The sequence below is a fragment of the Streptomyces clavifer genome, assembly GCF_036345975.1.
GTDB lineage: Bacteria > Actinomycetota > Actinomycetes > Streptomycetales > Streptomycetaceae > Streptomyces > Streptomyces clavifer.
The window spans coordinates 5,946,708-5,970,292 of record NZ_CP107793.1; the positions used below are offsets into that span (position 1 = coordinate 5,946,708).

The 23,585-nt window shown below is 71.8% G+C and carries 19 protein-coding genes and 2 pseudogenes; 12 read left to right on the forward strand and 9 right to left on the reverse strand.

Annotated features, from left to right (window positions below; all coding sequences use genetic code 11):
• Positions 1–137 precede the first annotated feature (137 nt).
• The 3 genes from OG927_RS25875 (at position 138) to OG927_RS25885 (ending at position 5,766) form a co-directional block, all read left to right on the forward strand.
• On the forward strand, positions 138–461 hold the full coding sequence (locus tag OG927_RS25875; protein ID WP_330320861.1) for a trypco2 family protein: 324 nt from the start codon (positions 138–140) through the stop codon (positions 459–461).
• A gap of 12 nt (positions 462–473) precedes the next feature.
• Positions 474–4,202, forward strand: coding sequence for a hypothetical protein (locus tag OG927_RS25880; RefSeq protein ID WP_330320862.1), 3,729 nt, complete (start codon positions 474–476; stop codon positions 4,200–4,202).
• 157 nt (positions 4,203–4,359) lie between these two features.
• A complete protein-coding gene (locus OG927_RS25885; RefSeq protein ID WP_319104440.1) occupies positions 4,360–5,766 on the forward strand; it encodes a hypothetical protein in 1,407 nt (468 codons plus the stop codon).
• A 138-nt stretch (positions 5,767–5,904) separates the two neighbouring features.
• Here OG927_RS25885 and OG927_RS25890 read toward each other — a convergent pair whose 3' ends face one another.
• The gene (locus OG927_RS25890) at positions 5,905–6,795 is read right to left on the reverse strand and encodes an SDR family oxidoreductase (protein ID WP_330320863.1); all 891 of its coding nucleotides are present in this window, start codon (positions 6,793–6,795) and stop codon (positions 5,905–5,907) included.
• 389 nt (positions 6,796–7,184) lie between these two features.
• Here OG927_RS25890 and OG927_RS25895 point away from each other — a divergent pair, with 389 nt between their 5' ends.
• On the forward strand, positions 7,185–8,801 hold the full coding sequence (locus tag OG927_RS25895) for a phytoene desaturase family protein (protein ID WP_056789729.1): 1,617 nt from the start codon (positions 7,185–7,187) through the stop codon (positions 8,799–8,801).
• Positions 8,802–8,896: 95 nt separating this feature from the next.
• Here OG927_RS25895 and OG927_RS36030 read toward each other — a convergent pair.
• Positions 8,897–9,025, reverse strand: a pseudogene (locus OG927_RS36030) (SDR family NAD(P)-dependent oxidoreductase); the annotation flags it as partial.
• A 446-nt stretch (positions 9,026–9,471) separates the two neighbouring features.
• Here OG927_RS36030 and OG927_RS25900 point away from each other — a divergent pair.
• The 4 genes from OG927_RS25900 to OG927_RS25915 all read left to right on the forward strand — a co-directional run bounded on the left by OG927_RS25900 (position 9,472) and on the right by OG927_RS25915 (position 13,303).
• A complete protein-coding gene (locus OG927_RS25900) occupies positions 9,472–11,754 on the forward strand; it encodes a catalase (protein ID WP_277922355.1) in 2,283 nt (760 codons plus the stop codon).
• A gap of 46 nt (positions 11,755–11,800) precedes the next feature.
• The gene (locus tag OG927_RS25905) at positions 11,801–11,986 is read left to right on the forward strand and encodes an Orn/Lys/Arg family decarboxylase (RefSeq protein WP_277426307.1); all 186 of its coding nucleotides are present in this window, start codon (positions 11,801–11,803) and stop codon (positions 11,984–11,986) included.
• Positions 11,987–12,158: 172 nt separating this feature from the next.
• Entirely contained in the window at positions 12,159–12,347 is a 189-nt protein-coding gene (locus tag OG927_RS25910; RefSeq protein ID WP_124280875.1) for a hypothetical protein, read from the forward strand.
• The gene (locus tag OG927_RS25915) at positions 12,344–13,303 is read left to right on the forward strand and encodes a sensor histidine kinase (protein ID WP_056789740.1); all 960 of its coding nucleotides are present in this window, start codon (positions 12,344–12,346) and stop codon (positions 13,301–13,303) included. The genes OG927_RS25910 and OG927_RS25915 overlap by 4 nt, the downstream gene beginning before the upstream one ends.
• Before the next feature lie 55 nt (positions 13,304–13,358).
• On the opposite strand, the gene OG927_RS25920 is transcribed toward OG927_RS25915, so the two are convergent.
• The 5 genes from OG927_RS25920 to OG927_RS25935 form a co-directional block, all read right to left on the reverse strand.
• Positions 13,359–13,985, reverse strand: a complete 627-nt coding sequence (locus OG927_RS25920) for a response regulator transcription factor (RefSeq protein WP_330320864.1) — start codon at positions 13,983–13,985, stop codon at positions 13,359–13,361.
• Between the two features lie 37 nt (positions 13,986–14,022).
• Positions 14,023–14,205, reverse strand: coding sequence for a hypothetical protein (locus tag OG927_RS25925; protein ID WP_319103542.1), 183 nt, complete (start codon positions 14,203–14,205; stop codon positions 14,023–14,025).
• Between the two features lie 19 nt (positions 14,206–14,224).
• On the reverse strand, positions 14,225–14,449 hold the full coding sequence (locus OG927_RS36035; protein ID WP_356088883.1) for an STAS domain-containing protein: 225 nt from the start codon (positions 14,447–14,449) through the stop codon (positions 14,225–14,227).
• 458 nt (positions 14,450–14,907) lie between these two features.
• Positions 14,908–15,402, reverse strand: a complete 495-nt coding sequence (locus OG927_RS25930) for a hemerythrin domain-containing protein (RefSeq protein WP_209469511.1) — start codon at positions 15,400–15,402, stop codon at positions 14,908–14,910.
• A gap of 232 nt (positions 15,403–15,634) precedes the next feature.
• The gene (locus tag OG927_RS25935; RefSeq protein ID WP_056789754.1) at positions 15,635–16,402 is read right to left on the reverse strand and encodes an MBL fold metallo-hydrolase; all 768 of its coding nucleotides are present in this window, start codon (positions 16,400–16,402) and stop codon (positions 15,635–15,637) included.
• A gap of 86 nt (positions 16,403–16,488) precedes the next feature.
• Between OG927_RS25935 and OG927_RS25940 the strand changes: the two genes are divergently transcribed.
• On the forward strand, positions 16,489–17,097 hold the full coding sequence (locus OG927_RS25940; protein ID WP_330320865.1) for a CGNR zinc finger domain-containing protein: 609 nt from the start codon (positions 16,489–16,491) through the stop codon (positions 17,095–17,097).
• Positions 17,098–17,351: 254 nt separating this feature from the next.
• On the opposite strand, the gene OG927_RS25945 is transcribed toward OG927_RS25940, so the two are convergent.
• Positions 17,352–19,403 carry an APC family permease gene (locus OG927_RS25945; RefSeq protein ID WP_241191720.1) on the reverse strand — a complete coding sequence of 684 codons (2,052 nt, stop codon included), beginning with the start codon at positions 19,401–19,403 and terminating at the stop codon, positions 17,352–17,354.
• 252 nt (positions 19,404–19,655) lie between these two features.
• On the opposite strand from OG927_RS25945, the gene OG927_RS25950 reads away from it, so the two are divergent.
• Both OG927_RS25950 and OG927_RS25955 read left to right on the forward strand, forming a co-directional pair.
• Positions 19,656–19,829: a hypothetical protein gene (locus OG927_RS25950; RefSeq protein WP_242424409.1), complete on the forward strand. Its 174-nt coding sequence runs from the start codon at positions 19,656–19,658 to the stop codon at positions 19,827–19,829.
• 94 nt (positions 19,830–19,923) lie between these two features.
• Entirely contained in the window at positions 19,924–20,724 is an 801-nt protein-coding gene (locus tag OG927_RS25955; RefSeq protein ID WP_056789764.1) for a VOC family protein, read from the forward strand.
• A 309-nt stretch (positions 20,725–21,033) separates the two neighbouring features.
• On the opposite strand, the gene OG927_RS25960 is transcribed toward OG927_RS25955, so the two are convergent.
• Positions 21,034–22,680, reverse strand: coding sequence for a hypothetical protein (locus tag OG927_RS25960; RefSeq protein ID WP_330320866.1), 1,647 nt, complete (start codon positions 22,678–22,680; stop codon positions 21,034–21,036).
• Between the two features lie 323 nt (positions 22,681–23,003).
• On the opposite strand from OG927_RS25960, the pseudogene OG927_RS25965 reads away from it, so the two are divergent.
• Positions 23,004–23,503: pseudogene (locus OG927_RS25965) on the forward strand (MerR family transcriptional regulator); the annotation flags it as partial.
• Positions 23,504–23,585 lie beyond the last annotated feature (82 nt).

The window sequence follows — 23,585 nt, forward strand, 5'->3', positions numbered from 1 at the left end:
CCGGTACGAGTCCCGCGGGGTCCGGGCAGCGATCCCCGCCACGCCCGTACTCCGCCGTCACCCCGTCCAACACCCCCGGGTGGCATCATGGTTACGTTCGGGGAGTCGTGTACGGCGCGAGTCACGGGGGACACACGATGGGTACGGGGGACGGGGTCGTCGCCGGAGGACTGGCCGAGACCATCGACGCGCTGAGGGCCGAGCTGACGACGGCGATGGCGCGGGGCGACGGTCAGCCGATCAGATTCGAGCTGGGCCCGGTGAACATCGAGTTGGAGCTCGCCATCACCCGTGAGGCCTCCGGCGACGGAGGGCTCCGGTTCGGAGTCGTGTCCTTCGGGGCGGCCGGAAGAGCGACCGACGCGAAGACGCACCGGCTCGCGCTCACGCTGAACCCGGTCGCCGCGCACGGGGACGGCCCGGTGCGGATCGGTGCGAGCGTCGACGGCGAGCCCGGCTGAGGGTGAGCCGTCATGCCACTGACCGCTCAGCGTGTCGCAGAGGTGTTCGACCCCCGGGCCCGCGTGGTGGGGTCGGGGTGGTTCATCACACCGCAACTCGTCCTCACGGTGTGGCATGCCGTGGAGGGCAGCGCCCGCGAGGGTGAGCCCGCGCCCGGCGTGCCACCGCCACGCCGGCCGCTCTCGCAGGCGACGCTGGCGGAGCTGGCCCGTGACCGGGCGGGATGCCGGGTGCGGGCGCTGGCCGACGCTCGCGCGGGCCGGCCGTTCCTGGACGCGGTGACCGTCTGGTGGCGACCCGACTGCGACGTGGCGCTCCTGCTGGTCACCGGCGACCTGCCGCATCCCGCGCCGCCGGCAGGGTGGGCGCCGACGTACTGGTCCGAGCCCGACTCGGCCGACCCCGTCGACGTCATGGCCGTCGGGTTCCCCGCTCACGACGTCGTAGCCGCCCGGCGCGAGTCCCGGCAGTTCACCGGGGTCGTCCATCCGCTGTCCGGAGTGCGGTCGGGGCAGTGGGTCGTCACGACGGGCGCGCTGGCGCGGCCCACCCCCGGCAGCGGGTGGGCCGGGATGTCCGGCGCGGCCCTGTTCGCCGGGGACCGCCTGGTGGGCCTCGTCACCGCGGACGCGAGCGGCGGGTCCGCCTCGGTCGCCGAGCTGCGGGCCGTACCCGCCCGGGCGTTCGCGGACGACCCAGAGCTGAAGGCGTGGATCCGGTGGGCGGGCGGTGCGGGCACGTGGGAGTACGGCAGGCCCGAGCGGCCGGAGCCGGGCGGGACCAGCCCGCCGCAAACCCCGCCGTCACGGCAGCCCCGCGGTGGAGCCGCGTCCTGGACGTCACCGCCCGCCCTGCTGGCGGCCACGGCGGCAGCCGCCGGCGCGGCCCTCCCGCTGGGGCCGGCGCCGGCGGCAGCGGTGGCCGGCGTCGGCACCGTCGCCTCCTCCGTACGCGCATGGCGCCTGCGCCGCCGCCGCCCGCTGCTGCCACCCCTGCTGCTCGCCGCCGCGCCCCCGGCCGACGTCACACACGACCGCGGCGGCCTCACCTACCGGGTCGCCGAACCCGGCGATCTGGCCCGTGTCTACACCCGGCAGTACCTCGACGCGACCGCCGACCGGGACCGGGACACGGAGGCCCCGTCCGGCCCCGTGCGCGTGACCGGACAGACCGTCACCGTGGAGCGACTCCTCACCGACCCCGCCGTCCGGCACGTCGTCGTCACCGGCCAGCCCGGCGTCGGCAAGTCCAGCCTGCTGGAGTACGTGGAAGCCACCGCCTGGCGGTGGTGGTGTGCCGCGACCCGCACCGAGGCGCCGGAGACGGCGCCCTTCGGGCCGCTGCTCCCGCTGCGGATCGCCGCGCGGGAACTGGTCGGCAGCGACTCGGTGGCCGCCGCGGTACGGCCCGGGGCTCGGGCGCTGCTGGAAGCCGGACCCCCCGTGCCGGGAGCACAGGTGCTGCTGCTGGTCGACGCACTGGACGAGGTGACCCGGCCGGAGGACTGGCGGCAGGTGATGGAGATCCTGCTCACCACCGCCCGGGAGGGCGCGAACGGGCCCGGCATGGAGTGCCGTCTGCTGCTGTCCACCCGCGGCCTGCACGACAGCACCTGGCGAAGTCTGGCGAGCGTCGGGGGCGTCGAGTTCCGTCTGCAGCCCTTCTCCGACGAGCAGCTCCACCGGTTCGTCATGGCGCACCAGACGGGCGGCGCCGAGCGGCTGGCCGACCCCCGGGTCCATGAGCGGGCCTCGGCGCGGGCCGCGGAGTTCCTCGCGTACGTGCGGGGGAACAGCATGCTGGACCTCGTCCGGCTGCCCCTCCTGGCGCAGCTGGCGGTCGGCCAGTACTTCGACCCGGGCGGGGAGCCGCACCTGCGGGGCCGGCGCGTCGATCTGTACGCGCATGCCGTGGCCGAGTTCCTCGGCCGCTTCCCGCAGCGTCAGGGACCCTACGAACCACTGCTGAGGGACCGTGTCGAGGAGTCGCTCGGCCGGCTGCGCGATCGCTACGCCCGTGACGCCCCGGGCCACGCCGCCGTCACCACCGCCCTGCGCGGATTCCTCGGCGAGGTGGCCGACACCCATCTCCTGCACGGCACGCCGATCACCCGCGCCGCCGCGGAGCTGCTGACCGGCCCGGAGGACGACGACCCGTACACGGGACGGACGGTGGCCGCACTGCTCGACGCCACCGGACTCGTCATCGACGTCCGGACGGCGTATCCCCGGTTCCTGCACCGGACCTTCGCCGAGTATCTCGCCGCGGATCGGCTCCGGGACCGCTACGGCACCGATCCCGCCGCCTGGGGCGACGCCCTCGCCGATCCCGGCACGCGTGTCGCCGCGCTCTTCGCCTTCGACCGCCACCCGGCCGCGCTGCAGGGCGAACTGACCCGCCGGCTGTCCGCCGATCCCCGGCGGGTGGAGCAGGCCGCGTGGCTGCTCGCGGAGGGCATGTGCGACGACGAGAGCCGCGACCGGATCCTGGAGATGCTCTGGCAGCACCCGGACGAGCGGGATTCCGGTGCGGACCCGGTCGTCCACGACTGGCAGCAGACCCACACCGCGCTCGCCCACCTTCCCGGGCAACGACGCCGGCTGCACGCCATGGCGGCCGATCCGGACGCCGTGCCCGTCGACCGGGTCAGTGCGGCGGCCGCGCTGGCCGGCAACGACCCGCGCGGCACCGAACTGCTCCGCGGGTTCGTCCACGACGCCTCGTTCCCCCTCCGACTGCGCATCGGCGCGGCGTGGCACCTGGCGCGTGTGGACCGGCAGGCCGGCGCGGAGACGCTCGCCCGGTTCGCGGACGACACCACGTCCCGCTACTGCGCCCAGGCCGCGGCCCGGTTGGCGGACCACGACACCCACGCGGGTACGACGCGGCTGCGCGCCCTGGTGGCGAACCCCTACTGCCCACACCTGGCCAGGGCCGAGGCGGCCGTCGCGCTGCGCGACCACGACCGGGCCGCCGGAACCGACTGGCTGCGCCGGATCGCCGCCGACGGGGGCTTCTTCGCGGACTGCCGTGTGTTCGCGGCCGACTCCCTCGGCGCGGTCCCCGACGTCGACTTCCCGGAGCGCACCGAGGCGGCGCTGCTCCTGGAACGCATCGCCCGGGACGAACGCGTCGACGCCGGCTACCGGGTGGAGGCGGCACACCGGCTCGCACGGTACGAGACCCCCACCGGCGTCGCCCTGCTGCGTGACTTCGCCGGTGGTGTGGTGCGCGGCCGCTACAGCGGTGACGCCGCGATGCTCCTCGCGCAGCACGACCGTGCGGAGGGAGTGCGGGCTCTGGGAGTCATCGCCCGCGCCCCCGGCCAGGACCCCCGCCACCGGCTGCGGGCGGCCTCCGAACTCGCCCACTACGAGCCGTCCGAAGGGGAAGCACTGCTGACGGCGCTGGCCGGGGAACCCGACTGGGACGACGGGCCACGGCTCCGGGCCGCCGTGCTGCTCGCCCGGTGCGACCGGCAGGCCGGTGTGTCCTTGCTGCGCGCGCGCATCGCCGCGTCGGCCGGCGACGCCCGCGTGGCGGCCGCGCGCGCACTGGCGGAGGTGGACCGGGAGGAAGGGCTGCGGGCGCTGCGGGAGCTGGTGGATTCGCCGGACGCCGGACGCTCCGAGAAGGTCCACGCGGCCAACGCCGTGGGCGACTTCGATCCGGAGCTGAAGCAGGCGATGCTGCGCCGGCTCGGCGTGGACATCAGGCCCGGTGGATGGTTCTCGGTGTGAAGGGCCCCGGTGTGAAGGGCCCCGGTGTGAAGGGCCCCGGTGTGAAGCGTCCCGGTGTGCACGGTGCGCGTGCCGAAGGGCCCGGTGTGCCGGGGCGGGGAAGCGCACTCGTACGCAGTCCAGTGACATATCGCTCGGCCGAGGGAGACGATGCAGGATGATCCCACGTATCAGCGGCGGCTCGGATCCGGTCGGTCAGGCCCGGAGACTGGCACGCAAGGGCGACTGGCGCACCCTGTGGTGGCTCATCCTGTCCCTCCCCCTGCCCCAGGCGGTGGGCGCGGCGGCGTACCTCAAGCTCCGTCGGTGGAATTCGCCGTCCGAGGCCGACGCCCGGCTGGCCGCCCTGCTCACCGGCATCGGCACGAAGGAGGCGGCCCGGCTCGGTGCGGAGCTGTTCGACCGGACCAGTGTGCGTCTGCACACCTCGCTGGGGGTGGTGAACCCGGCGGGCTTCTGCCTCCGGCACCCGGTCGTGGCACTCGACCTGCGGGGCCGCGACCTGCACACGTCCCGTCTCGTCACCGCCGACCGGACCGGAGTGCGGTCGACTCTGTACGAGGGGCCCGCACAGCACTGGTCGATGTGCGCGCTCGACGGCGAGACCGTCATCGCCCGGAGGGAGTTCGACACCGGAGGCCACCGCGGCGACACGGAGATCGTCGAGTACACCCCCGGCCGTGAGGCCGTTCTCGCCTCGGGGGGCGGGCTGCTGGACGCGGTGGTGAAGCCGACCGCGACGGGGTGGGTGGTCGGGACCAAAATGGCCGGGGTCGCCCTGGCGGTCGCCGACGGCCAACAGGAACAGCTGGACCTGCGGGACTTCGGCATGCACAGTGCGGCCCTGTTCGCCGTCGACGCCACCGGGACCAGAATCGCCTTCGCGAGTGAGAACCGGCTGCTCGTCACCGACAGCAGGCTGCAGCCGCAGCACGAACTCGTGCTGGACACCACCCTGCGGAAACAACGGTTCAACGCGATCACCTTCGTCGGGGACACCATCGTCACCGCGGGCTGGGAGGAGGGCCTGTACCGGTGGCAGATCATCGGCGACCGCATCCGGGGCCTGCACTCCGGATTCGGCACCGCACCGCGTACGATGTTCCGGCTCCACCCGGTGGCCCCGTGGAACCTGCTGGTGGCGGAGGGCGGCAACGTCAACTACCACTACGACTCCACCACGCTCGAACGCTCCTCGGCCCCCGATTTCCTGGTGCCCTCGGGCCCCGACTCCGAGGGTGACGACCTCCGCGGCTCGCGCGCCGTCGGCAAGTTCCTCGCCGCGCCCTACGGCAGACTCGCCGTGTACGAAGGGTCGCTGGCGAGCCGCATGCGCTCGACGGACGACTTCTACTCCACGGTCGTGCAGGACCTGGAGCATCCGCTCCACATCCTGGTGAAGCCCGTACTCTCCCTCGACAGCACCGATGCCGACCGGGTCCGACCGCACCTCGCCCCGCCGGGCGGCGCGGCAGAGATGTACCCCCTGACCGCCACCGAGCGGGCGGTGCTGGAGGCAGCGGTGGAGATGTGCGCGTGGGCGCCCCAGGTGACCGGCCGCTGACCTGTGCCGCGTCCGCGCCGCAAGGTGGCTTCCTCCGCAGGTCCGCGTACTTCCCGGTGGTCCGCTCCGGTCCCCGCAGGCGTCCGCGGAGGGGGCCGCCTCCGTGGCGGACGCTTGCGGGGAGCAGAGCCGCGGGGGTTACGGGAGAGGGGTGCCTCCGGTGGCGTTGAGGACCTCGGCGGTGATGTAGCTCGCCTGCGGCGAGGCGAGGAAGACGTAACAGGGGGCCATCTCCGCGGGCTGGGCGGGGCGGCCCAGGGGGGACTGCTTACCGAATTCGGCGGTGTCGGGCAGTGTCGCGGGAATCAGGGGTGTCCACACCGGGCCGGGCGCCACCGCGTTGACGCGGATACCGTCCTGCGCCACCATCTGCGCGAGCCCCTGGGTGAAGGTCACGATCGCCCCCTTCGTCATGGCGTAGTCCAGCAGGTGCGGGCTGGGCTTGTACGCCTGGACCGAAGCGGAGTTGATGATGCTTCCGCCCTTGGGCATGTGGGGGAGTGCCAACTTCGACAGCCAGAACATGCCGTAGAGATTCGTGCGGACCACCCGGTCGAACTGTTCCGTGGAGATGGCGCCGATCCCGTCGGGCTGGGACATCTGGTAGGCGGCGTTGTTGACGAGGATGTCGATGTGTCCGAACTCGGCGACCGCTCGGTCGACGAGGCCGGCGCACTGCCGTTCTTCGCGCACATCGCACTCGACCGCCACGGCCCGTCGCCCCGCGTCCTCGATCAGCCGTACGGTCTCGCGCGCGTCCTCCTCCTCCGATTCCAGGTGGCTGAACAACACGTCGGCGCCCTCCCGGGCGTAGGCCAGCGCGACTGCGCGCCCGATGCCGGAGTCTCCCCCCGTCACCAGGGCTTTGCGGTCGGTGAGGAGACCGTGACCTCGGTAGGACTCCTCACCGTGGTCCGGAGGCGGGTCCATCGCTCCGGTCCAGCCGGGAACCGCCTGCTCCTGCTGGGGGAACTCCGGTCGGGGGTGCTTGGTCACCGGGTCGTGCGGCGCCTGCTCGCCGTTCGTCATCGTCCGCCTCCTGCGTCGGGAAAAGAGGCCTTACCTGTTCCCGGAACGGAGCGACCGAATCCGGCGGGTCCTCCCCGTGTGGGCCATCCAGGGAGGTCGAAGTGGAACTGCGCGGCGGTCGTGACCATGTGCGCGGTGCCGGTCCGCCGGGGGCGATACGAGGCTGGTCACGGGGCCTGTACACCCGGCCGGGTGCCCGGCGGGCTGCGGCCTCCCCGGATGCTTGCGAGAGTGGGTGTGCCGGCAAGGGCCGGGTACCGGAGCACTCGCCACCGGGGAGACGGACCCGGGGAGCGTGCACCGGCCGGCCGCAGATCGCTGCGGAGTCGCGCAGGGCAGGGCAGCGCGGCCGGGCGACCCCGGGGCGGCGAGAACACGTGGAGGTAGTGATGCCGGACGCGGTGGTGATCGGCGCGGGGCCCAACGGTCTCGTCGCAGCGAACCTCCTTGCCGCCGAGGGGTGGAGCGTGGAGGTGCTGGAGGCACAGCCGGAGCCGGGTGGGGCGGTCCGCAGCGACCGCGGCGTCCATCCCGACTACGTGAGCGACCTCTTCAGCGCCTTCTACCCGCTGGCAGCGGCCTCGCCGGTCTTCGGCGGGCTGGAGCTCCAGCAGGAGGGGCTCACATGGAGCCGCGCCCCGCGTGTACTGGCGCATCCGCTGCCCGACGGCCGGTGTGCGGTCCTCGAACAGGGGGCGGAGGACACCGCGGCGGGACTGGACACGTTCGCGGCGGGCGACGGGGCCGCGTGGCTCGATCTGTGCGGCACGTGGAACCGGCTGGGCCCCGACATCCTGCGCGCCCTGTTCACCCCCTTCCCGCCGGTGCGCTCCGTCGTGCGACTCGCCGCCAGGCTCCGGACATCCGGCGGTCTTCGGCTGGCGCGGACGATGGTGCTGCCCGTGCGTCGCCTGGGCGAGGAGGATTTCCGCGGCGAGGCAGCCGGGCTCCTGCTGGCGGGCAACGCGCTGCACGCGGACCTCGGCCCCGAAGCGGCGGGGAGCGGGGGCTACGGATGGCTCATGTCCATGCTCGCGCAGACCTACGGCTTCCCGGTGCCGGTGGGCGGAGCCGGTGCGCTCACGGCGGCCCTGGTGCGCCGGCTGGAACGGTACGGTGGCGCGGTCCGCTGCGGAGAGCGTGTGACGGAGATCGTCGTACGCGGCGGACGCGCCGTCGGCGTACGGACCGCGGGGGGCGAGGCCGTACCCGCCGCCCGTGCCGTGCTCGCCGACGTGTCGGCGCCCGCCCTGTACGGCGATCTGGTCGACGCACAGCACCTCCCCGACCAGCTGCTGAGCGACCTGCGCCGCTTCCAGTGGGACTTCGCCACGTTCAAGGTCGACTGGGCACTGAGCGGGGCAGTGCCATGGACCGCCGAGGAGGCGTCCACGGCGGGGACGGTCCACCTGGCCGACGGCGTCGACGGTCTCACCCGGTTCGCCGCGCAGATCGCGACGGGCCTGGTCCCCGACCGCCCCTTCCTCCTCGTCGGACAGATGACGACCGCGGACGCCTCGCGCTCACCGGCCGGTACGGAGTCGGCTTGGGCGTACACCCACGTCCCGCACCGGATCAAGGGGGACGGAGGCGAGGACGGCCTGACAGGACGATGGGACCGTCGGGAGCAGGAAGCCATGGCCGACCGCGTGGAGAACGAGGTCGAACGCTGGGCGCCGGGCTTCCGCTCCCGCATCATCTCCCGCCGCCTTCTCGCACCGCCCACCATCGAATCCATGGACGCCAACCTGTTCGGCGGCGCGATCAACGGCGGAACCGCAGCCGCCCACCAGCAACTCGTGTTCCGTCCGACTCCGGGCACCGGGCGGCCCGAAACGCCGGTGAAGGGCCTGTACCTCGCCTCGTCCTCCGCGCACCCCGGCGGCGGCGTGCACGGAGCCCCCGGCGCCAACGCCGCCCGCGCCGCGCTGCGCGGCGGGGGCGTGCACCGGCTGCGTGCGCCATGCATGCCGTGGGCCGTCCGTGCAGGCCGCAACACCGAGTGAGTGGCCCCGACCACCGGGGGCGTCCCGGGGCGAAGCCGTCGTCGCGCCCCGCTCGGCCGGGAACGATCAGGACGACGGCACCCGCCCCGCGGGCACTCCAGGCCCAGCAGCGCCACGCGCACACCCCGGGCGGCCAACTCCTCGGCGACGGCTCTCCCGAGGCCGCGCGCGGCGCCCGTCACCACGGCCGTACGGCCGTTCAGAATCCGCTTCCGGTCGGTCATGCGACTCCTCGAGGGCCGGGGTGAATGTGGACGACGGGATGCTCGGGAATTCCTGCAGGGGGCCGGAATACACATCGGGAGCGGAACGGGGAATGAGGAGCTCCGCGTCCGGGAGTTCGTCCGTGGCATCACATCCATCAGAAGAAAGAAGGATTTCCTCCTCCTGATGGGTGTGATCCCACCGCACGGAGAACGTGCACGTCGTCGTTGCACGGTGCGGTGCGAAGGGTCCTCCTGCGGCGCGCCGTGGGGCGCCGGAGTGAATGCGTGAAGAGGGCCGGACAGGCCCGGGCCGGCGGCTTTCGCGATATCCGGCGGTGTTGCAGCGCCGGATGGCGCAGCACATGTGTCGCGTGTCGGGGCGGAGGGTACGCGTGGTCAGTCCGCATCGTGCCGAGTGCTGAACGCTCCGCGCCCGGCCCCGCCCGCCCATGGATCGGAATTCAGTGAGCGAGAAGAAGAAGAACCCGGTGTCGGCTGCCGCCGAGAAGGTCGCGGAGAAGGTTCAGGACGCTGTACTCCCGGCACCTGAGATCCCCGGTGCCCCGGGTCCGGAAGCGGCGTCGGCCGAGGAGCCGACGAAAGCGCGCACACCGCTCCCGCCCAAACGCGACCAGCGCGGTCCGGACACGTACAGCCCCACCGGGCAGGAGACCGGGGCCCCGCAGGGCCGCGTCGCCCAGGACGGTGCCCACCTCACGACCGCTCAGGGCGCGCGCCTGTACGACACCGACCACTCCCTGAAGGCCGGACCCCGTGGTCCGGTGCTGCTCCAGGACCACCATCTGCGGGAGAAGATCACCCACTTCGATCACGAGCGCATTCCGGAGCGGGTGGTACACGCCCGCGGCGCGGCCGCGCACGGCGTCTTCCGTGCGTACGGTGCCGCGGCGGGGATCAGCAAAGCGGCCTTCCTCGCCGAAGGTGTCGAGACACCGGTGTTCGTGCGCTTCTCCACCGTCCTGGGCTCGCGCGGCTCGGCCGACACGGTGCGCGACACCCGGGGCTTCGCGACGAAGTTCTACACCCAGGAGGGCGTCTTCGACCTGGTCGGCAACAACATCCCGGTGTTCTTCATCCAGGACGCGATCAAGTTCCCCGACGTGATCCACGCAGGCAAGCCGCACCCGGACCGTGAGATCCCGCAGGCGCAGAGCGCCCACGACACGTTCTGGGACTTCGTCACCCTCCACACCGAGGCGACCCACCACACGCTGTGGAACATGTCGGACCGCGGCATCCCGCGCTCGTACCGGATGATGGAGGGCTTCGGCGTCCACACCTTCCGGCTGGTGAACGCCGAGGGCGCCACCACACTGGTGAAGTTCCACTGGAAGCCGAAGCTGGGTGTGCACTCGCTGGTCTGGGAGGAAGCGCAGATCACCGCGGGCATGGACCCGGACTTCCACCGCCGCGACCTCGCGGACGCGATCGAGGCGGGTGCCTTCCCCCAGTGGGAGCTGGGCGTGCAGACCTTCCCGGACACCGAGGACCAGATGTTCGAGGGCATCGACCTCCTGGACCCGACGAAGATCGTGCCCGAGGAGCTGGCACCGGTCCGTGCGATCGGCCTGATGACCCTCGACGCCAACCCGTCGAACTTCTTCGCCGAGACGGAACAGGTGGCGTTCCACCTCGGCCATCTGGTCCCCGGCATCGACGTCACCGACGACCCGCTGCTGCAGGGGCGTCTCTTCTCCTACCTCGACACACAGATCAGCCGGCTGGGCGGCCCCAACTTCGGTCAGCTGCCGATCAACCGCACGCACGCACCCGTCAACGACATGCTGCGTGACGGCATGCACCAGACCGCGGTGCACCGCGGCGTGGCACCGTACCGGCCCCACTCCCTCGACGGGGGATGCCCGTTCCTCGCGGGTGCGGACACCGGGGCCTACATCGAGGTTCCCGCCGAGGTCCCGGCGGCCCGCAAGGTGCGTGACGCGGCGGCATCCTTCGACGACCACTTCAGCCAGGCCCGGCTGTTCTGGCTCAGCATGACCCCCACGGAGCGCGAGCACATCGCCGCCGCCTACACCTTCGAGCTGGGCAAGTGCTGGGAGAAGGCCATCAAGGAACGGGCACTGAAGGTGCTCGCCAACATCGACCCGGACCTCTGTACGCAGGTCGCGTCCGGTCTGGGCCTTCCCGTACCGGAGGCGAGCGTCCCGTTCGCGGCGGTCGAGCCGAGCCCGGCCCTGTCCCAGCTCGGCGAACAATGGCCGGTGGACGGCCGGATCATCGGCATCGTCACCGACGGCGCGGACGACCTGGACGGTGTGCGCGAAGTACGTCGGGCGGTCCTCGAGGCCGGCATGGTTCCGCTGGTCATCGCCCCGGCAGGCGGCACGCTCGGCCCCGACGGCGATCCCGTCACCGTGCAGCGCACCTTCACCACCGCCCGGTCCGTCGAGTTCGACGCCCTTCTGCTGGCCGGGGCACCGGCCCCGGCGGCGGACGCGTACGGGGCGCGTGACGCCAAGGCCGACGACGGCGCCGCAGCGGCCACCGGTGTGGAACCCCGCCTCCTGCTGATGGTCACCGAGGCGTACCGCCACGGCAAGGCCATCGGCGCCTGGGGCGCAGGGGTCAGCGCTCTGGAAGCGGCCGGGCTGCCTGCGAACTCGGCAGGAGTGGTCACCGACGGGGCCGCCTCCCAGGTCCTGGAGGCGGTGACCGGCCTTCTCGGAGGGCACCGGGCCTGGGACCGTTTCACCCCCGCTCTCTGACAGGTGCGCCGGCCCTTGATCCGAACCATGTGAGCATCTCGGCCGAATCCGTGCCGAGATGCTCACCCCCTACCCTCCGGGAATCCCTGCCGTCCTCCCCGATGAGCTGCTCGACCAGGCCGCGGTGGATCACCTGCGGTCCGGTGTCAGCGGGGGGATGCTCGTCCCCGACGCCGCCGACAGCACCTCGGGGACGATGCGCGTGTCCGTGCACGACGTCGGCGCCGACTGACGGGGTGCCGCGCAGCGGGGGCCGGTGCCGACGGCCGAGCACCTGCCGGTGAGCGAGCCCTCCGGGCGGGCTCACCGGCGTGCCTCCGGCCGGGTACGGTGCGCCGGACCCCTCGCATCCGTGTGCTTCCATGTTCAGGACAGTTGCCTCGGAGGGGACAAGGGGGCGCATCATGCCGATGGTGCGAAGCGTGGTGGCACCCACCGGGCGGGAGTTGCCGCAGGGGCGCCGTCACAGCGTGGTTCTCTCCGACGACCGCCAGGGGGCCGGACACCTCGGCGCCCTCGTCCGCGGCGGGCCGGACAAGGGTGGGCGGGCCCTGTACTTCACGGACACCACCACCGAGGTCTTGGACCGATGACAGCGTACGGACCGGCATCGGCCGGGGCCGGCCGGCAGGCGGCCTTCTACCACCCGGCCCTGTTCTACGGCACCGAGGACGAGTACGCCGACGGGGTCGGGGCGTTCGTCCAGGACGCCCTGGACCACGAGCATTCCGTACTGGTGGCCGTGCCGGGCCGGAGCCTTCCGGTGCTGCAGGACCTCGTCGGAGACAACGGCAAGCACGTCACATGGGTGGACATGCGGCGGGCGGGACGCAACCCGGGGCGCATCCTGTCGATGCTCCAGGAGTTCGCCGACCGAGCAGGGGACTCGGGCAGCAGGGCGTCGATCGTGGGAGAGCCGATCTGGGTCGGGCGTACGCCGGCGGAGGCGCGGGAGGCGACCCGACACGAGGCGCTGATCAACCTCGCGTTCACCGGGCGCCCGGTGAGCATCCTGTGCCCCTACGACACGGCGTTGCCCGAGGACGTCCTGGCACAGGCGTACCGCACCCACCCGGTGGTCGGCGATCCGGGGGCCTACCGTGCCAGCTCCCGCTACGCCGATCCCCACGAGGTCTGCAGGGACTGCGACACTCCGCTGCCCGAGCCGCCGGAGGCCGTCGTCGTCCCGTTCGGCGAGCAGGGGCTGGCGTCCGTGCGCGCCGAGGCCGATCGCTGGGCAGCCGACGCCGCTCTGCCGCCGGTCCGCCGCACGGACTGGCTGCTCGCCATCGGCGAGGCGACCAGCAACTCGGTGCGTCACGGAGGGGGCAGCGGGACTCTGCGCATGTGGCGTGCCGACGGCCGGCTCGTCGCGGAGATCCGTGACCAGGGACTGCTGGCCGATCCCCTGACGGGCCGCCGCCGGCCCGACCCCCGGGCGGCGAACGGCGGCCGAGGTGTGTGGATCATGCATCAGGTGTGCGACCTGGTCGAGTTCCGCACGGTGGAGCAGGGCCTCGTCCTGCGTCTCCACATGGGTCTGGAGTGACCGGGGGAGCCCCTGGGGCGGGCCGGACCGCACCTCGGCCGGCCTTCACCGAGGTTCAGCCGCTCGCCGCAGAGGAACGCGCTCCCAGCTTCTCCAGCACCCGCTGGACGTGGTTGCGGCCCGTGTTGAGTGCGACCCCGAGCTCGGCACTGATCTCCGCGGTGGTGCGGCCTTCTCCCAGCAGATGAAGAGCCTCCCGCTCCCGGGGTGTCAGATTCGTACCGAGCCCCGGCGCCCTGCCGGCCAACCGGTCCAGTACGTCGCCGAGCAGGTCCTGGCTGAACACCACCTCGCCCGCAGCCACGCGACGGACGGCTTCCTCCAGTTCGCGCAGACCGCGGGCCTTCAGGATCAGGCCGGCTCCGCCCGCCGCCGCGACCCGTGCAGCGACCGACCCGCTGCCCTCACCCGCCAGCACCAGGACCCGCACGTTCGGCAGGAGTGCCAGCAGATCGGCGATGGCGGTGATCCCGTCACCGTCCGGCAAGCGGCGGTCCATCAGTACGACATCCGGCTCGCATCGCTTCGCGTCGGCGAGGGCCGACGCCACCGACGCCGCGCGCGCCACTACCTGCAGATCGGATGAGCGCTCCAGGGCGAGGCAGATCGCCTCGGCGACCATGTCGTGGTCCTCGACCAGCATGATCCTGAGAGGTCGACCGTGCGGGGCAGGTGCGGGCATCGGTGCATCCTTGCAGGTGGCGGACCGCGTGATCATGTCAGAAGACCCGGGGGAGCGAATCCGCGGTGGCCGCCGCCGCAGCGTCGGGGCGGGTCGCGGCCGTATCCGCCGCAGCCCAGGCGGTCGGTTCCGCCTGCGGCGGTGTGCTCCTCGCGGTGAAGAGGCCGTCGGCCCCGACGAGGGAGAGCAGCCGCGCCAACTGGGTACCGACTCCCTCCACGACCAGGTCCACGCCTGCCCTAAGAGCGAGAGTCCGAGCCCCTGAACAAGGCGCTCAGGCCCGCGCAGTCGCAGAAGGAAACGCCGGTCAGATCGAGGCAGAGGCTCGTCGGCTGCCTCTCCGGACAAGCCGTCACCGCGTCCTGGACGCGAGGAGCGGTGTCCAGGTCGAGCTCTCCGGCGAACGTCACCCGCGCGATGCCGGAACGAACCACGACGTGCGACGTGAACGGGTAAATGGTCATGGCGTCCCGCACCCTTCGCGCTCACGTGCTGCGCGCATCCGCGCAGAACGGTCCCACGAGCCCTTCCTTTTGAGGGGCCACCTGTCGTCAGCTGTCGCCTCAATACCTCGTGGTGCGAGTACATCAGCGCCGGTCTAGTGAGTCTGCACTAGACGCGGAAGTCAACCCGCGCTGACAGATGTCGCCGCCGACGGGTGGCGTACGAGGCGGGAGGGGCGAGGAGGGGGAGCGCGGAGGGGAAGCCGCGCATCGCTCCGCTTCTTCGGCCGACGAGGCCGCGTCCCGCCTACCGGGGCGGTCGGTGCCGCCCCGGCGCTGTCACGTGAACCTGCGCTGTGCGCCGCGAACCGACGCTCTGCGCCGCGCGGAGTGCCGTGCACAGGCATGGCGTGGGGTCAGCAGGCGGCACCCGATCCGGCCGGTCCGGCGGGACGGGTGCCCGCGTACGCGCTGGAGGGTCAGTGCGCCCGGACCACCGCGCGGACGCTGTCGATGCTCCCGCAGTCGGCCTTCAGGTGCTTCGCCCGGTCGCGGAGGAAGACCTCGCCGAGTTCGGCGCGGCGCTCGTCCGGCACGTTCTCCCGCGCTCCGTTGAGGATCGTGCGCTCCTCCTCGTCGATGTGGTGCGTGATGGCCGTCGCGAGCTCCTCCAGCTTCTCGTCCCACTCGTCGGAGCCGACGTCCTCCACTTCCAGCAGGGCGAGGAGCGCCTCGTTGCCCTCGTGGTGCTCCTCCTCCCCGTGCTCGATCTCCTCGGCGTCCACGTTCTGGAACCGCTTGAGCGCGGGGTAGACCTCAGCCTCCTCGGCCTCGCCGTGAGCGATCAGGAGCGCCGCGAAGTCCTTGCGAGCCGCTCCCCGGTCCTCCTCGACGCTGCGCATCCGCCGCAGCAACTCCTCCATGGTGCGGTGGTCCTCGAGGATCACGGCCACCACGTCACGTGCTTCGGACATCACAAGCTCCTCTCCTCGGCCAGTGCTCCGCTGCTACCCCCGGGAGAAGCGGACAATCGAGCAGAGCCGGGACCGGACCGCACGTCGCCTCAGCTCCACGGGCTATGCCCGTGATCGGCTCGTTCACGGGGGATTCCCTCTGCGGTGCGCGCGCCCGGTACGGGATGTCCGGGCCAGAGGACGGGCCGCCGCGGTGCTCCCGTGTCGCACCGCAGGGGCCGGGTGTCCGGGGTCAGGCCAGCTCCACGCGGTCGATCAGTCCGGCGGTGGTGAAGGCGTCCACGAGCTGCTCGCGGCCCTCGGTGAAGTGGGCCCAGCTGTCGAAGTGGACGGGCACGATGCGGCGGGCGCCCAGGATGCGGGCGGCCTCCGCAGCCTGAGCGCTGTCGAGAGTGAGCAGCGCGCCGTCCAGGACGGGAATGCGGACCGCGCCGGCGAACAGCACGGCGGTGTCCACCGGGCCGAAGCGGTCGGCGATCTCGCGCACCAGGGAGAGCTGGGCGTTGTCGCCGCTGACGTAGACGGTGGGCAGGCCGTCACCGGTCAGGACGAAGCCGACGACCTCGCCGACGACTGGTTCGAGGTCGGCGCGTGCTCCGGGACCGTGCAGGGCCGGGACGCCGGTGACGGTGATCGTGCCGCCGCCGGGGCGGTCCAGCTCGATGGACTCCCAGTCCTTCAGCGGGCGTGCGGTGGGGCCCAGTCGGCCCGCGCCGCTGGGCGTGGTCAGGGTCAGGGGTACGTCGGCGAGCAGGGTGCGGCCCGAGGCGTCGAGGTTGTCGTCGTGCTCGTCGTGCGACAGGAGCACCACATCGATGCGGCCCAGGTCGGCCGGTGCGGCGGAGGCGGGCGCGGTCTTGGCCAGCCCCGAGGGATAGGTGCCGGGGGCGTCGAAGGTCGGGTCGGTCAGGAACCGCAGCCCGCCGTACTCGATGAGTGCGGTCGGACCGCCGAAGACACGGACGGGGACCTGCTCACTGGATGCGCCGGTTGCAGTCATGACGAAATCTCCTCACGGATGGATTGGCTTATATCCGTGACCATAGGGTGTTGTCATGGATGAAGGCAAGCTATAACGTGAGAGGTGTGAGTGAGACTGCAACTGCCGACACTGCCGATCCCGGGCTGCCGCCGGCGCCGGGCGCTGAGGACTACCCCGCGCTCGACCTCGCCAACAGCGCCATCGCCCTGCGCGGCGGCCAGTTCCTCGATGCGTTGGGCACCCCGGCGGGCGCCAACCAGTGGCTGGTCGACCACGGCCTGGCCCCCGCGGACGCCGGTATGCAGGAGATCTGTGCGGCACGCCTGCGCTCCCTGCGCGAACAGGTACGCGCCCTGCTCGCCGCCCAGGTCGGCGGCCATCCGGCTCCCGCCAGCGCGCTGGCCGCCGTCAACGACGCCCTCACCCGGGTCCCCACCGCCTCCCCGCTCGGCTGGGACTCCGTCCGCGGCATGCACCGCACCGCCCCGCACCCCATCGACCAGATCGTCGACCAGGCTCTCGGCATCCTCGCCGCCGACGCCGCCGACCTGCTCACCGGACCCGACGTCGAACGGCTGACGGCCTGCGCCTCCACCCCCTGCAACCGCTACCTGCTCCGTGCCGGCCGCCGCCACTGGTGCTCGGTCCGTTGTGGTGACCGAGCCCGCGCCGCCCGCGCCTACGCCCGCCGCGCCCAAGCCGCCGCCGACTGAGTTCGCGTCCGCCTCCTGCGCGACGGCGGCACGATCGTCGTCCGGTGCTCGCCCGCGATCCGCTACGGCCCGTCGCCCCAACGGTGGGAGACGCCCGGCCTCTCGGATGCAGCGTGCTGAAGCCGGGGGCGGGTCCGGGCGTCTGCGGTCGGCGGTGCTCGAAGGCATGGCAGGCCGCCCACCACGTGCGGCGGCCGGCCGAGCACGGGCGAACTCGGCCGGCAGCGGGGGTGGCTTCGGCCGGGTTCGCGTCGTCAGTCCGTGTCGGGGTCTTGTGGCGTGGTGTGCAGTGCGGTGTGGCCGACCGTGTTGGGGGGCTCGCCGCGGCGGACCGAGCCGGGGGCGCGGGCGATGGGCCGGTGGGTGCCGGTGGCGGAGGACAGCTGCCAGGGGACGCTGGTCACGGTCACGCCGGGGGTGAGGAGCAGACGGCTCTTGAGCCAGAGGGCGGTCTGGTTGTGGAGGAAGTTCTCCCACCAGTGGCCGACGACGTATTCGGGGATGAAGACGGCGACGAGGTCATGGGGGCCGTCGCGGCGGACGGAGCGTACGTAGGCCACCGCCGGTCTGGTGATTTCGCGGTAGGGGGACCGGAGCACTTTGAGCGGCACCTGGATGTCGAAGTCGTTCCACTGCCCGAGCAGTGTGGACAGAGACTCCTGGTCGACGGCGACGGTGAGTGCTTCGAGGTGGTCGGGCCGGAAGGCGCGGGCGTAGTCGAGGGCTCGCAGGGTCGGTTTGTTGAGGGTGGAGACGAGCACGATGGCCAGGACCCGGGTGGGCGGGACGCTGTCCTGCCGTGGGTCGGTCACGGCGAGCTCGGTGGTGGTCCTGTCGTACTGCCGGCGGATGCCCCGCATCATCAGCCACAGCACGGTGGCGGCGACGACGGCCAGCCACGCACCCTGGGTGAATTTGGTGACCAGCACGATGACCAGGACGAGTCCGGTGACGGCGGCGCCGGTGGAGTTGACCGCACGGGCCAGGTGGTGACGGCGGCGCTGAGCGGGGTCGGTCTCGTTGTGCAGCGCCCGGTTCCAGTGCCGGATCATGCCGGTCTGGGAGAGGGTGAAGGAAGTGAACACACCGAGGATGTAGAGGTGGATCAGGCTGGTGACGTTGGCCTTGAAGCCGTACAGGAGGAGCCCGGCCACCACTGCCAGGGCGATGATGCCGTTGCTGAAAACGAGCCGGTCGCCTCGATTGTGCAGCTGGCGCGGAAGGTAGCTGTCCTGGGCGAGGATCGAGGAGAGCAGGGGGAAGCCGTTGAAGGCGGTGTTCGCCGCCAGGATCAGGATCAGGGCCGTGACTGCCTGGAGGTAGAAGAAGCCGAAGCTGTCCGCCCCGCCGAATACAGCCGCGGAAAGCTGCGCGATGACGGTGCGCTGGGTGTGACCGGCGCAGTCGGGCAGTCCGGTCAGTCGGCATGGGTCGTCGGCGATGTGCACCTTGGCGACGATCGCGAGCGTGGTCACACCGACGAACAGGATGACGGCGATGATGCCCATGGCGGCCAGTGTGTTCGCGGCGTTCTGCGACTTGGGCCTGCGGAACGCGGGCACTCCGTTGGAGATGGCCTCCACGCCCGTCAGCGCCGTGCAGCCGCTGGAGAACGCGCGGAGCACCAGCATGACCAGTGCGAGTCCGGCCAGATCCAGGTCGGCCTCCTGGGGTGTGATGCCGTACCGGGAGCTCTCGGCGACCGGGGCATCGCCCAGAAGGTAGCGCAGCAGCCCGGTGCCGATCATGATCAGCATCCCGCCGATGAAGAGATAGGTGGGAGCGGCGAACAACCGGCCGGACTCGCGCAGGCCCCGAAGGTTCAGTGCGGTGAGCAGCGCCACGAAGCACAGCGCCATCAGCACGCGGTAGTCGGCCAGGGAAGGCACGGCGGAGATGATGTTGTCCACTCCGGAGGCCACGGAGACCGCCACGGTCATGACGTAGTCGACCAGCAGGGAGGCCCCGACCACCAGACCTGCGGAGGGGCCGAGATTGGTCGAGACGACGGCGTACGATCCGCCGCCACTCGGGTAGGCGTGGACGACCTGCCGGTAGGAGAGCACCACCACCGTCATCAGCGCGACGACCGCGGCCCCGATCCACGGGGTGAAGTGCAGGTACGCCAGCCCTCCCAGGGTGAGGACCAGCAGGATCTCCTGCGTGGCGTAGGCCACGGAGGAAAGCGGGTCGGACGCGAAGATCGGCAGAGCCAGCCGCTTGGGCAGCAGCGTCTCACCCAGTTCCTCACTCCGCCGGGCACGCCCGATGACCAGGCGCTTGAGGATCTTGATGGCCGTCGGCACGGCGCGAGCGTAAAGCGGCTTCCCCCGCCGACCCCGCTGGCGCGGGCAAGAAGTCGCATCAAAGCCCCGTTTGCAGTGCTCACGCCGCGCAGACGATCGCTGCGGCACCGCAACTGGACGAGCTGGGGGTGGACGTAGCGGCTGATGGGGCCGTTCCGAGGCTGCCCGCACCCCGCGACCACGCGCTCAGCTCCGCGCTGTCGGCGCGGCTACCCGTTCGCGGCGACGTTTCTGCCGGGCCACAAGCTGGTCGTGGAGCTCTCCGACAACGAGCCACTGGCCGACGCGCACAACGCGCTGCTGCCGCCGGACGCCTTCCACCTGCCGGTGGGCCGCCCCGTCACCCACAAGATCTACCGTGACGCGGCCCACCCCTCACGGCTCGTCCTGCCGTTCACGAAGCGCGGGGCGGCGGACAAGGAGTAGCCGGCCCGCGACGCCCGGACGGCGAAGCCGGAGGGCGGGTGTCAGCGCCGGGTGGCAGGCTGAGTCCCATGGGAACCAGCGAAAGGACATCGCCGTGATCACCACTGACTTCGCCCCCGGCTCACCCTGCATGCTCGACCTCGGCACCCTCGACGTCCGGGCCGCGGCCGCCTTCTACGGCGCGGTCCTGGGCTGGGACTACGAGCCCATGGGGGACGACGGGGAGGAGGGGGAAGGCGGGATGTTCAACAAGGACGGCAAGATGGTCGCCGGCCTCGGCAAGATCACCGAGCAGGGCGCCCGCCCGGCCTGGATGATCTACTACAGCGTCGTCGACGCGGATGCCACGACCCGGGCGGTGGAGAGCGCAGGCGGCACGGTGCGGGTGCCGCCGATGGACCTCGAGCAGTGGGGCCGCATGGCGCAGTACAGCGATCCGCTGGGCGGCCAGTTCGCCGTCTGGCAGCCGGGCGAGAGCAAGGGCGTCGGCCTGGTGGACAAGCCGGGCTCGCTCTCCTGGACCGAGCTGTACACGAGCGACGCGGGCGCCGCGAAGGAGTTCTACGGCGGTGTCCTGGGCTGGCGGTTCAGCGACATGGAGATGCCGGGCGGCGAGGGCACGTACACCCTGATCACCCCTTCCGGGCTGCCCGAGGAGCGGATGCACGGCGGCCTGATGGAGGTCGGCAAGGAGGGCCTCGCCCTGGCGGGCGGACGCCCGTACTGGCACCCGGTCTTCAACGTCACCGACTGCGACGCCGCGGTGGCCGCGGTCACCGAGAACGGCGGCAGCGTGCAGATGGGGCCGGAGGACGCGGAGGGCGTCGGCCGCATGGCCGTCTGTCTCGACCCCTTCGACGCGGACTTCGTGGTACTCACCCCGGCCGAGAGCTAGTACCAACGTCGTGTAGTCGGCGGTGGGTGGGCAGTTGACGCTGCGGCTGACGATCACTCAGTGTCGGCGGTCTTCGCGGTGCCAGGGCCGGACCTCGGCCCTCGCCCAGTCGTGGACGCGCGGACCGTGGGCTCCGTTGCCGCAGGAACGGCGCTTCCACATCTGGCGAGGCCCATACATCAAAGGCCCGGCCGACGCGCCCCGCATGCCCGGTGTGCTCTCCGCGCGAGCGGAGGTGGACCGGCCCTTCATCGCCCATGTCCTCGGCTGAACGGACCTGTGAGGAAACGCCTGGGGTGGGGCCGGTGGTCAGCTCCGCTGCAGCCGGATGCCCAGTGCCCACGCGCACAGGGTGGCCGCCGACCACTGCCCGTGGTGCTTCGCGCCCGCCCTGACGCCCGGGGCCGTGCCGTCCGTGGTGGGTTCCAACTGCCAAAGCAGGGAGCCGGGTTCGGTGGGGAGCGCCTCGGCGCCCATGCCGGTCAGGACGTATCCGGACGGGGAGAGCGGCAGAGCTGCGGATGGATGCGGAACTGGACTGCCCTCGCTCTCCGTGAAGTCCGTCCAGGCGCGGACGGTGTACTCCGCGCCGTCGATCACGAAGGAGGACTTCAGGCAGACCGCGAAGGCGTCGATGGTGCAGGGGCTGGGAATCTGGTGGTCCTTGGAGCGCACGGTCCAGGCGCCACCCGCCCGGGGGAAGGAGGCGGTGGCCAGGTTGCCATTGGCGTCACCGCTCGGGGGATCCTGCCAGTTGACGCGGAAGCCCCCGCCGATCAGCGTGTGACCTTGTGGGACCCGGGCGGACACGTAGGGGTGCGCCGCGCGCCGGCTCCGGGTTTGAACAACGGTCAGCAGTTCCTCGACCAGTCGCTGACGGCTGACCCCATCGATCTTCATCCCGATGGCGAAGGCGGTCAGCCGGTGAGGCTGGGGGACGTTGTGGTCCTTGGACGACGCCAGCCAGGCAGAGCCGTCGTCCGCCGGGTACGAGGCAGTGAGCAGTGCGCCGTGTGGTGAGTCGACGGCGCTCGCACCGCCGCCTATCGCCACCATGTCGCTGTCGACCTCGGCGCCGAGGTCGGTGAAATGCTGCTGGTCGTGGTCGGCCCCGTACCGGAAGACGGCGGTGGTGATCAGCCCGGAGGCGTCGCGGCGGCGGAACAGTTCGAGGTCGTGGCGGGGCCTGTCCAGCGCAAGCAGAGCGGTCCCGTGGGGCTGAAGGCTTGACACGACGCTGGTGGTGACCGGTTGGAGGGGGGAGGCGAGACGCGGCCTGGACGGCTCGGCAGCGGCCCCGGGGCCCACTGTGGACAGGTGGCGCACGAGCGGAAGCCTCATCGTGAGCGGGTATTGGGCCGACGCCAGGTCCGGCCCGAGGTCGGTCAGGTCGAGGGCGGGGTTGAGGCCGGCTACAAGCGCGTCGGTCAGCGGCCGGAGGCCGATGAGGTGGCGGACCGCCTCCAGGTCGCAGGGCGTGCCGTAACGCTTCGTGGCGAAGCGGCGGGCCCTCTCAGGAGAGCGGTCGGTCAGGCAGCGGAGCAGGGACGGGGAGGCCCCCGGAGCGGAGTCGTCCGTCGCCCGCCAGGCATCGCTGTCCTTCTCCCTCCAGAGAGCGGCGGCCATCAGCTGCGGGTCCGCCAAGCAGTCGCACCGGACCTCGTGCAGGATCGGCCGTAGTGTCTTGAGGATGTCGTCCGGTACCGCGATCCGCCCCTGCCCCGGCTCCTTGTGCCAGTGCAGCAGCGCCCCGGCCTCGCAGAAGTCGACGCGCAGCCACCGGCCGTCCCGGTGCCGCAGCCACGCCGACTGCGGCCCGTCCTCGGTGACGGCGAAAGCGCAGAACCGGCGAGCAGCCTCCGGCTCGACGATCGCATGCAACACCGCCAGCCCACGGCAGTGGTCACGGAGCACAGCGATGTCTGGCAGCCGCCGGGCGGCATCGTGGAGGTTCATGCCGCCATTGAAGCGCTCGCCACCGACAACGAGGTGGCCTCATGGTTTTCGTCCACGCGTCAGGGTGGGTTGGTGGTCACCAAAGGCGCCGCAGCGGACGGGGACCGGGAATCCGCCGGAGCAGGTCGAGTAGTACGGGTGGCTTTGTTCACGAGTTCCGACAGCAGCCGTCCTTGATCTGTGTCTGCCAGGGGCGTTCTCCGCGTAGTCGCAGAGCAGAAACCGTGGGGGTCCGGTCACGCGGTTGCCGCTGCGGCAGCTTCTACCGTCCTGAACAGGGCCGGAGAGACCGGCTTGGCGACGCGAACGTGAGGGAGGCGGCGATGGACTGGCCGATTGCGGAGGTCGCGCGTATGCCGGGCATGACCGCCCGGACCCTGCGGCTTACGACGAGGTCGGCCTGCTGCCGCCTGCCAGGATCGGGGCCGACGGCCACCGCTACTACGAGGAGCCCCAGCTGCTGCGGCTGCAGCAGATCCTCGTCCTGCGGGCACTGGGCTCAGGGCCCGAGGTCGGCCGGATCCTGGCCGAGCAGATCGACGAGGTGGACGCCCTGTGCGGACACCACCGCCGACTGCTCGCCGAGCGGGACCGGATCGACGCTCTGGCCGGCACCGTCTCCCGCACGATCGCCGAACTGGAGCAGTCCAGGAAGGACGGCACACCCATGACCGCTATCAACCGACCGGAGAACCTGTTCGAGGGCATCCAGCCTTCTCAGTAGCAGGAGACCCTGCGTGACTTCCCCCGGCATGCCGAGGAAGTCGCCCGACGGGTCGCGGTGATGACCCCGCAAGACATCGAGTCCGGGCAGCGCGAGCGCCGAGATCCTCAACTCCCTCGCCGACAGACTTAAGGCCGTCATTTCAGGTGCATGACACTAGTTGTATTGACCACAAGCGTTG

What these genes read in the sequence shown, in the direction of transcription:
- OG927_RS25960 (WP_330320866.1), bottom strand. Translation starts at nt 22,680, where the DNA reads ATGAACCTCCACGATGCCGCCCGGCGGCTGCCAGACATCGCTGTGCTC.
- OG927_RS25875 (WP_330320861.1), top strand. Translation starts at nt 138, where the DNA reads ATGGGTACGGGGGACGGGGTCGTCGCCGGAGGACTGGCCGAGACCATC.
- OG927_RS25880 (WP_330320862.1), top strand. Translation starts at nt 474, where the DNA reads ATGCCACTGACCGCTCAGCGTGTCGCAGAGGTGTTCGACCCCCGGGCC.
- OG927_RS25915 (WP_056789740.1), top strand. Translation starts at nt 12,344, where the DNA reads ATGACAGCGTACGGACCGGCATCGGCCGGGGCCGGCCGGCAGGCGGCC.
- OG927_RS25930 (WP_209469511.1), bottom strand. Translation starts at nt 15,402, where the DNA reads ATGTCCGAAGCACGTGACGTGGTGGCCGTGATCCTCGAGGACCACCGC.
- OG927_RS25910 (WP_124280875.1), top strand. Translation starts at nt 12,159, where the DNA reads ATGCCGATGGTGCGAAGCGTGGTGGCACCCACCGGGCGGGAGTTGCCG.
- OG927_RS25885 (WP_319104440.1), top strand. Translation starts at nt 4,360, where the DNA reads ATGATCCCACGTATCAGCGGCGGCTCGGATCCGGTCGGTCAGGCCCGG.
- OG927_RS25895 (WP_056789729.1), top strand. Translation starts at nt 7,185, where the DNA reads ATGCCGGACGCGGTGGTGATCGGCGCGGGGCCCAACGGTCTCGTCGCA.
- OG927_RS25935 (WP_056789754.1), bottom strand. Translation starts at nt 16,402, where the DNA reads ATGACTGCAACCGGCGCATCCAGTGAGCAGGTCCCCGTCCGTGTCTTC.
- OG927_RS36035 (WP_356088883.1), bottom strand. Translation starts at nt 14,449, where the DNA reads ATGACCATTTACCCGTTCACGTCGCACGTCGTGGTTCGTTCCGGCATC.
- OG927_RS25890 (WP_330320863.1), bottom strand. Translation starts at nt 6,795, where the DNA reads ATGACGAACGGCGAGCAGGCGCCGCACGACCCGGTGACCAAGCACCCC.
- OG927_RS25920 (WP_330320864.1), bottom strand. Translation starts at nt 13,985, where the DNA reads ATGCCCGCACCTGCCCCGCACGGTCGACCTCTCAGGATCATGCTGGTC.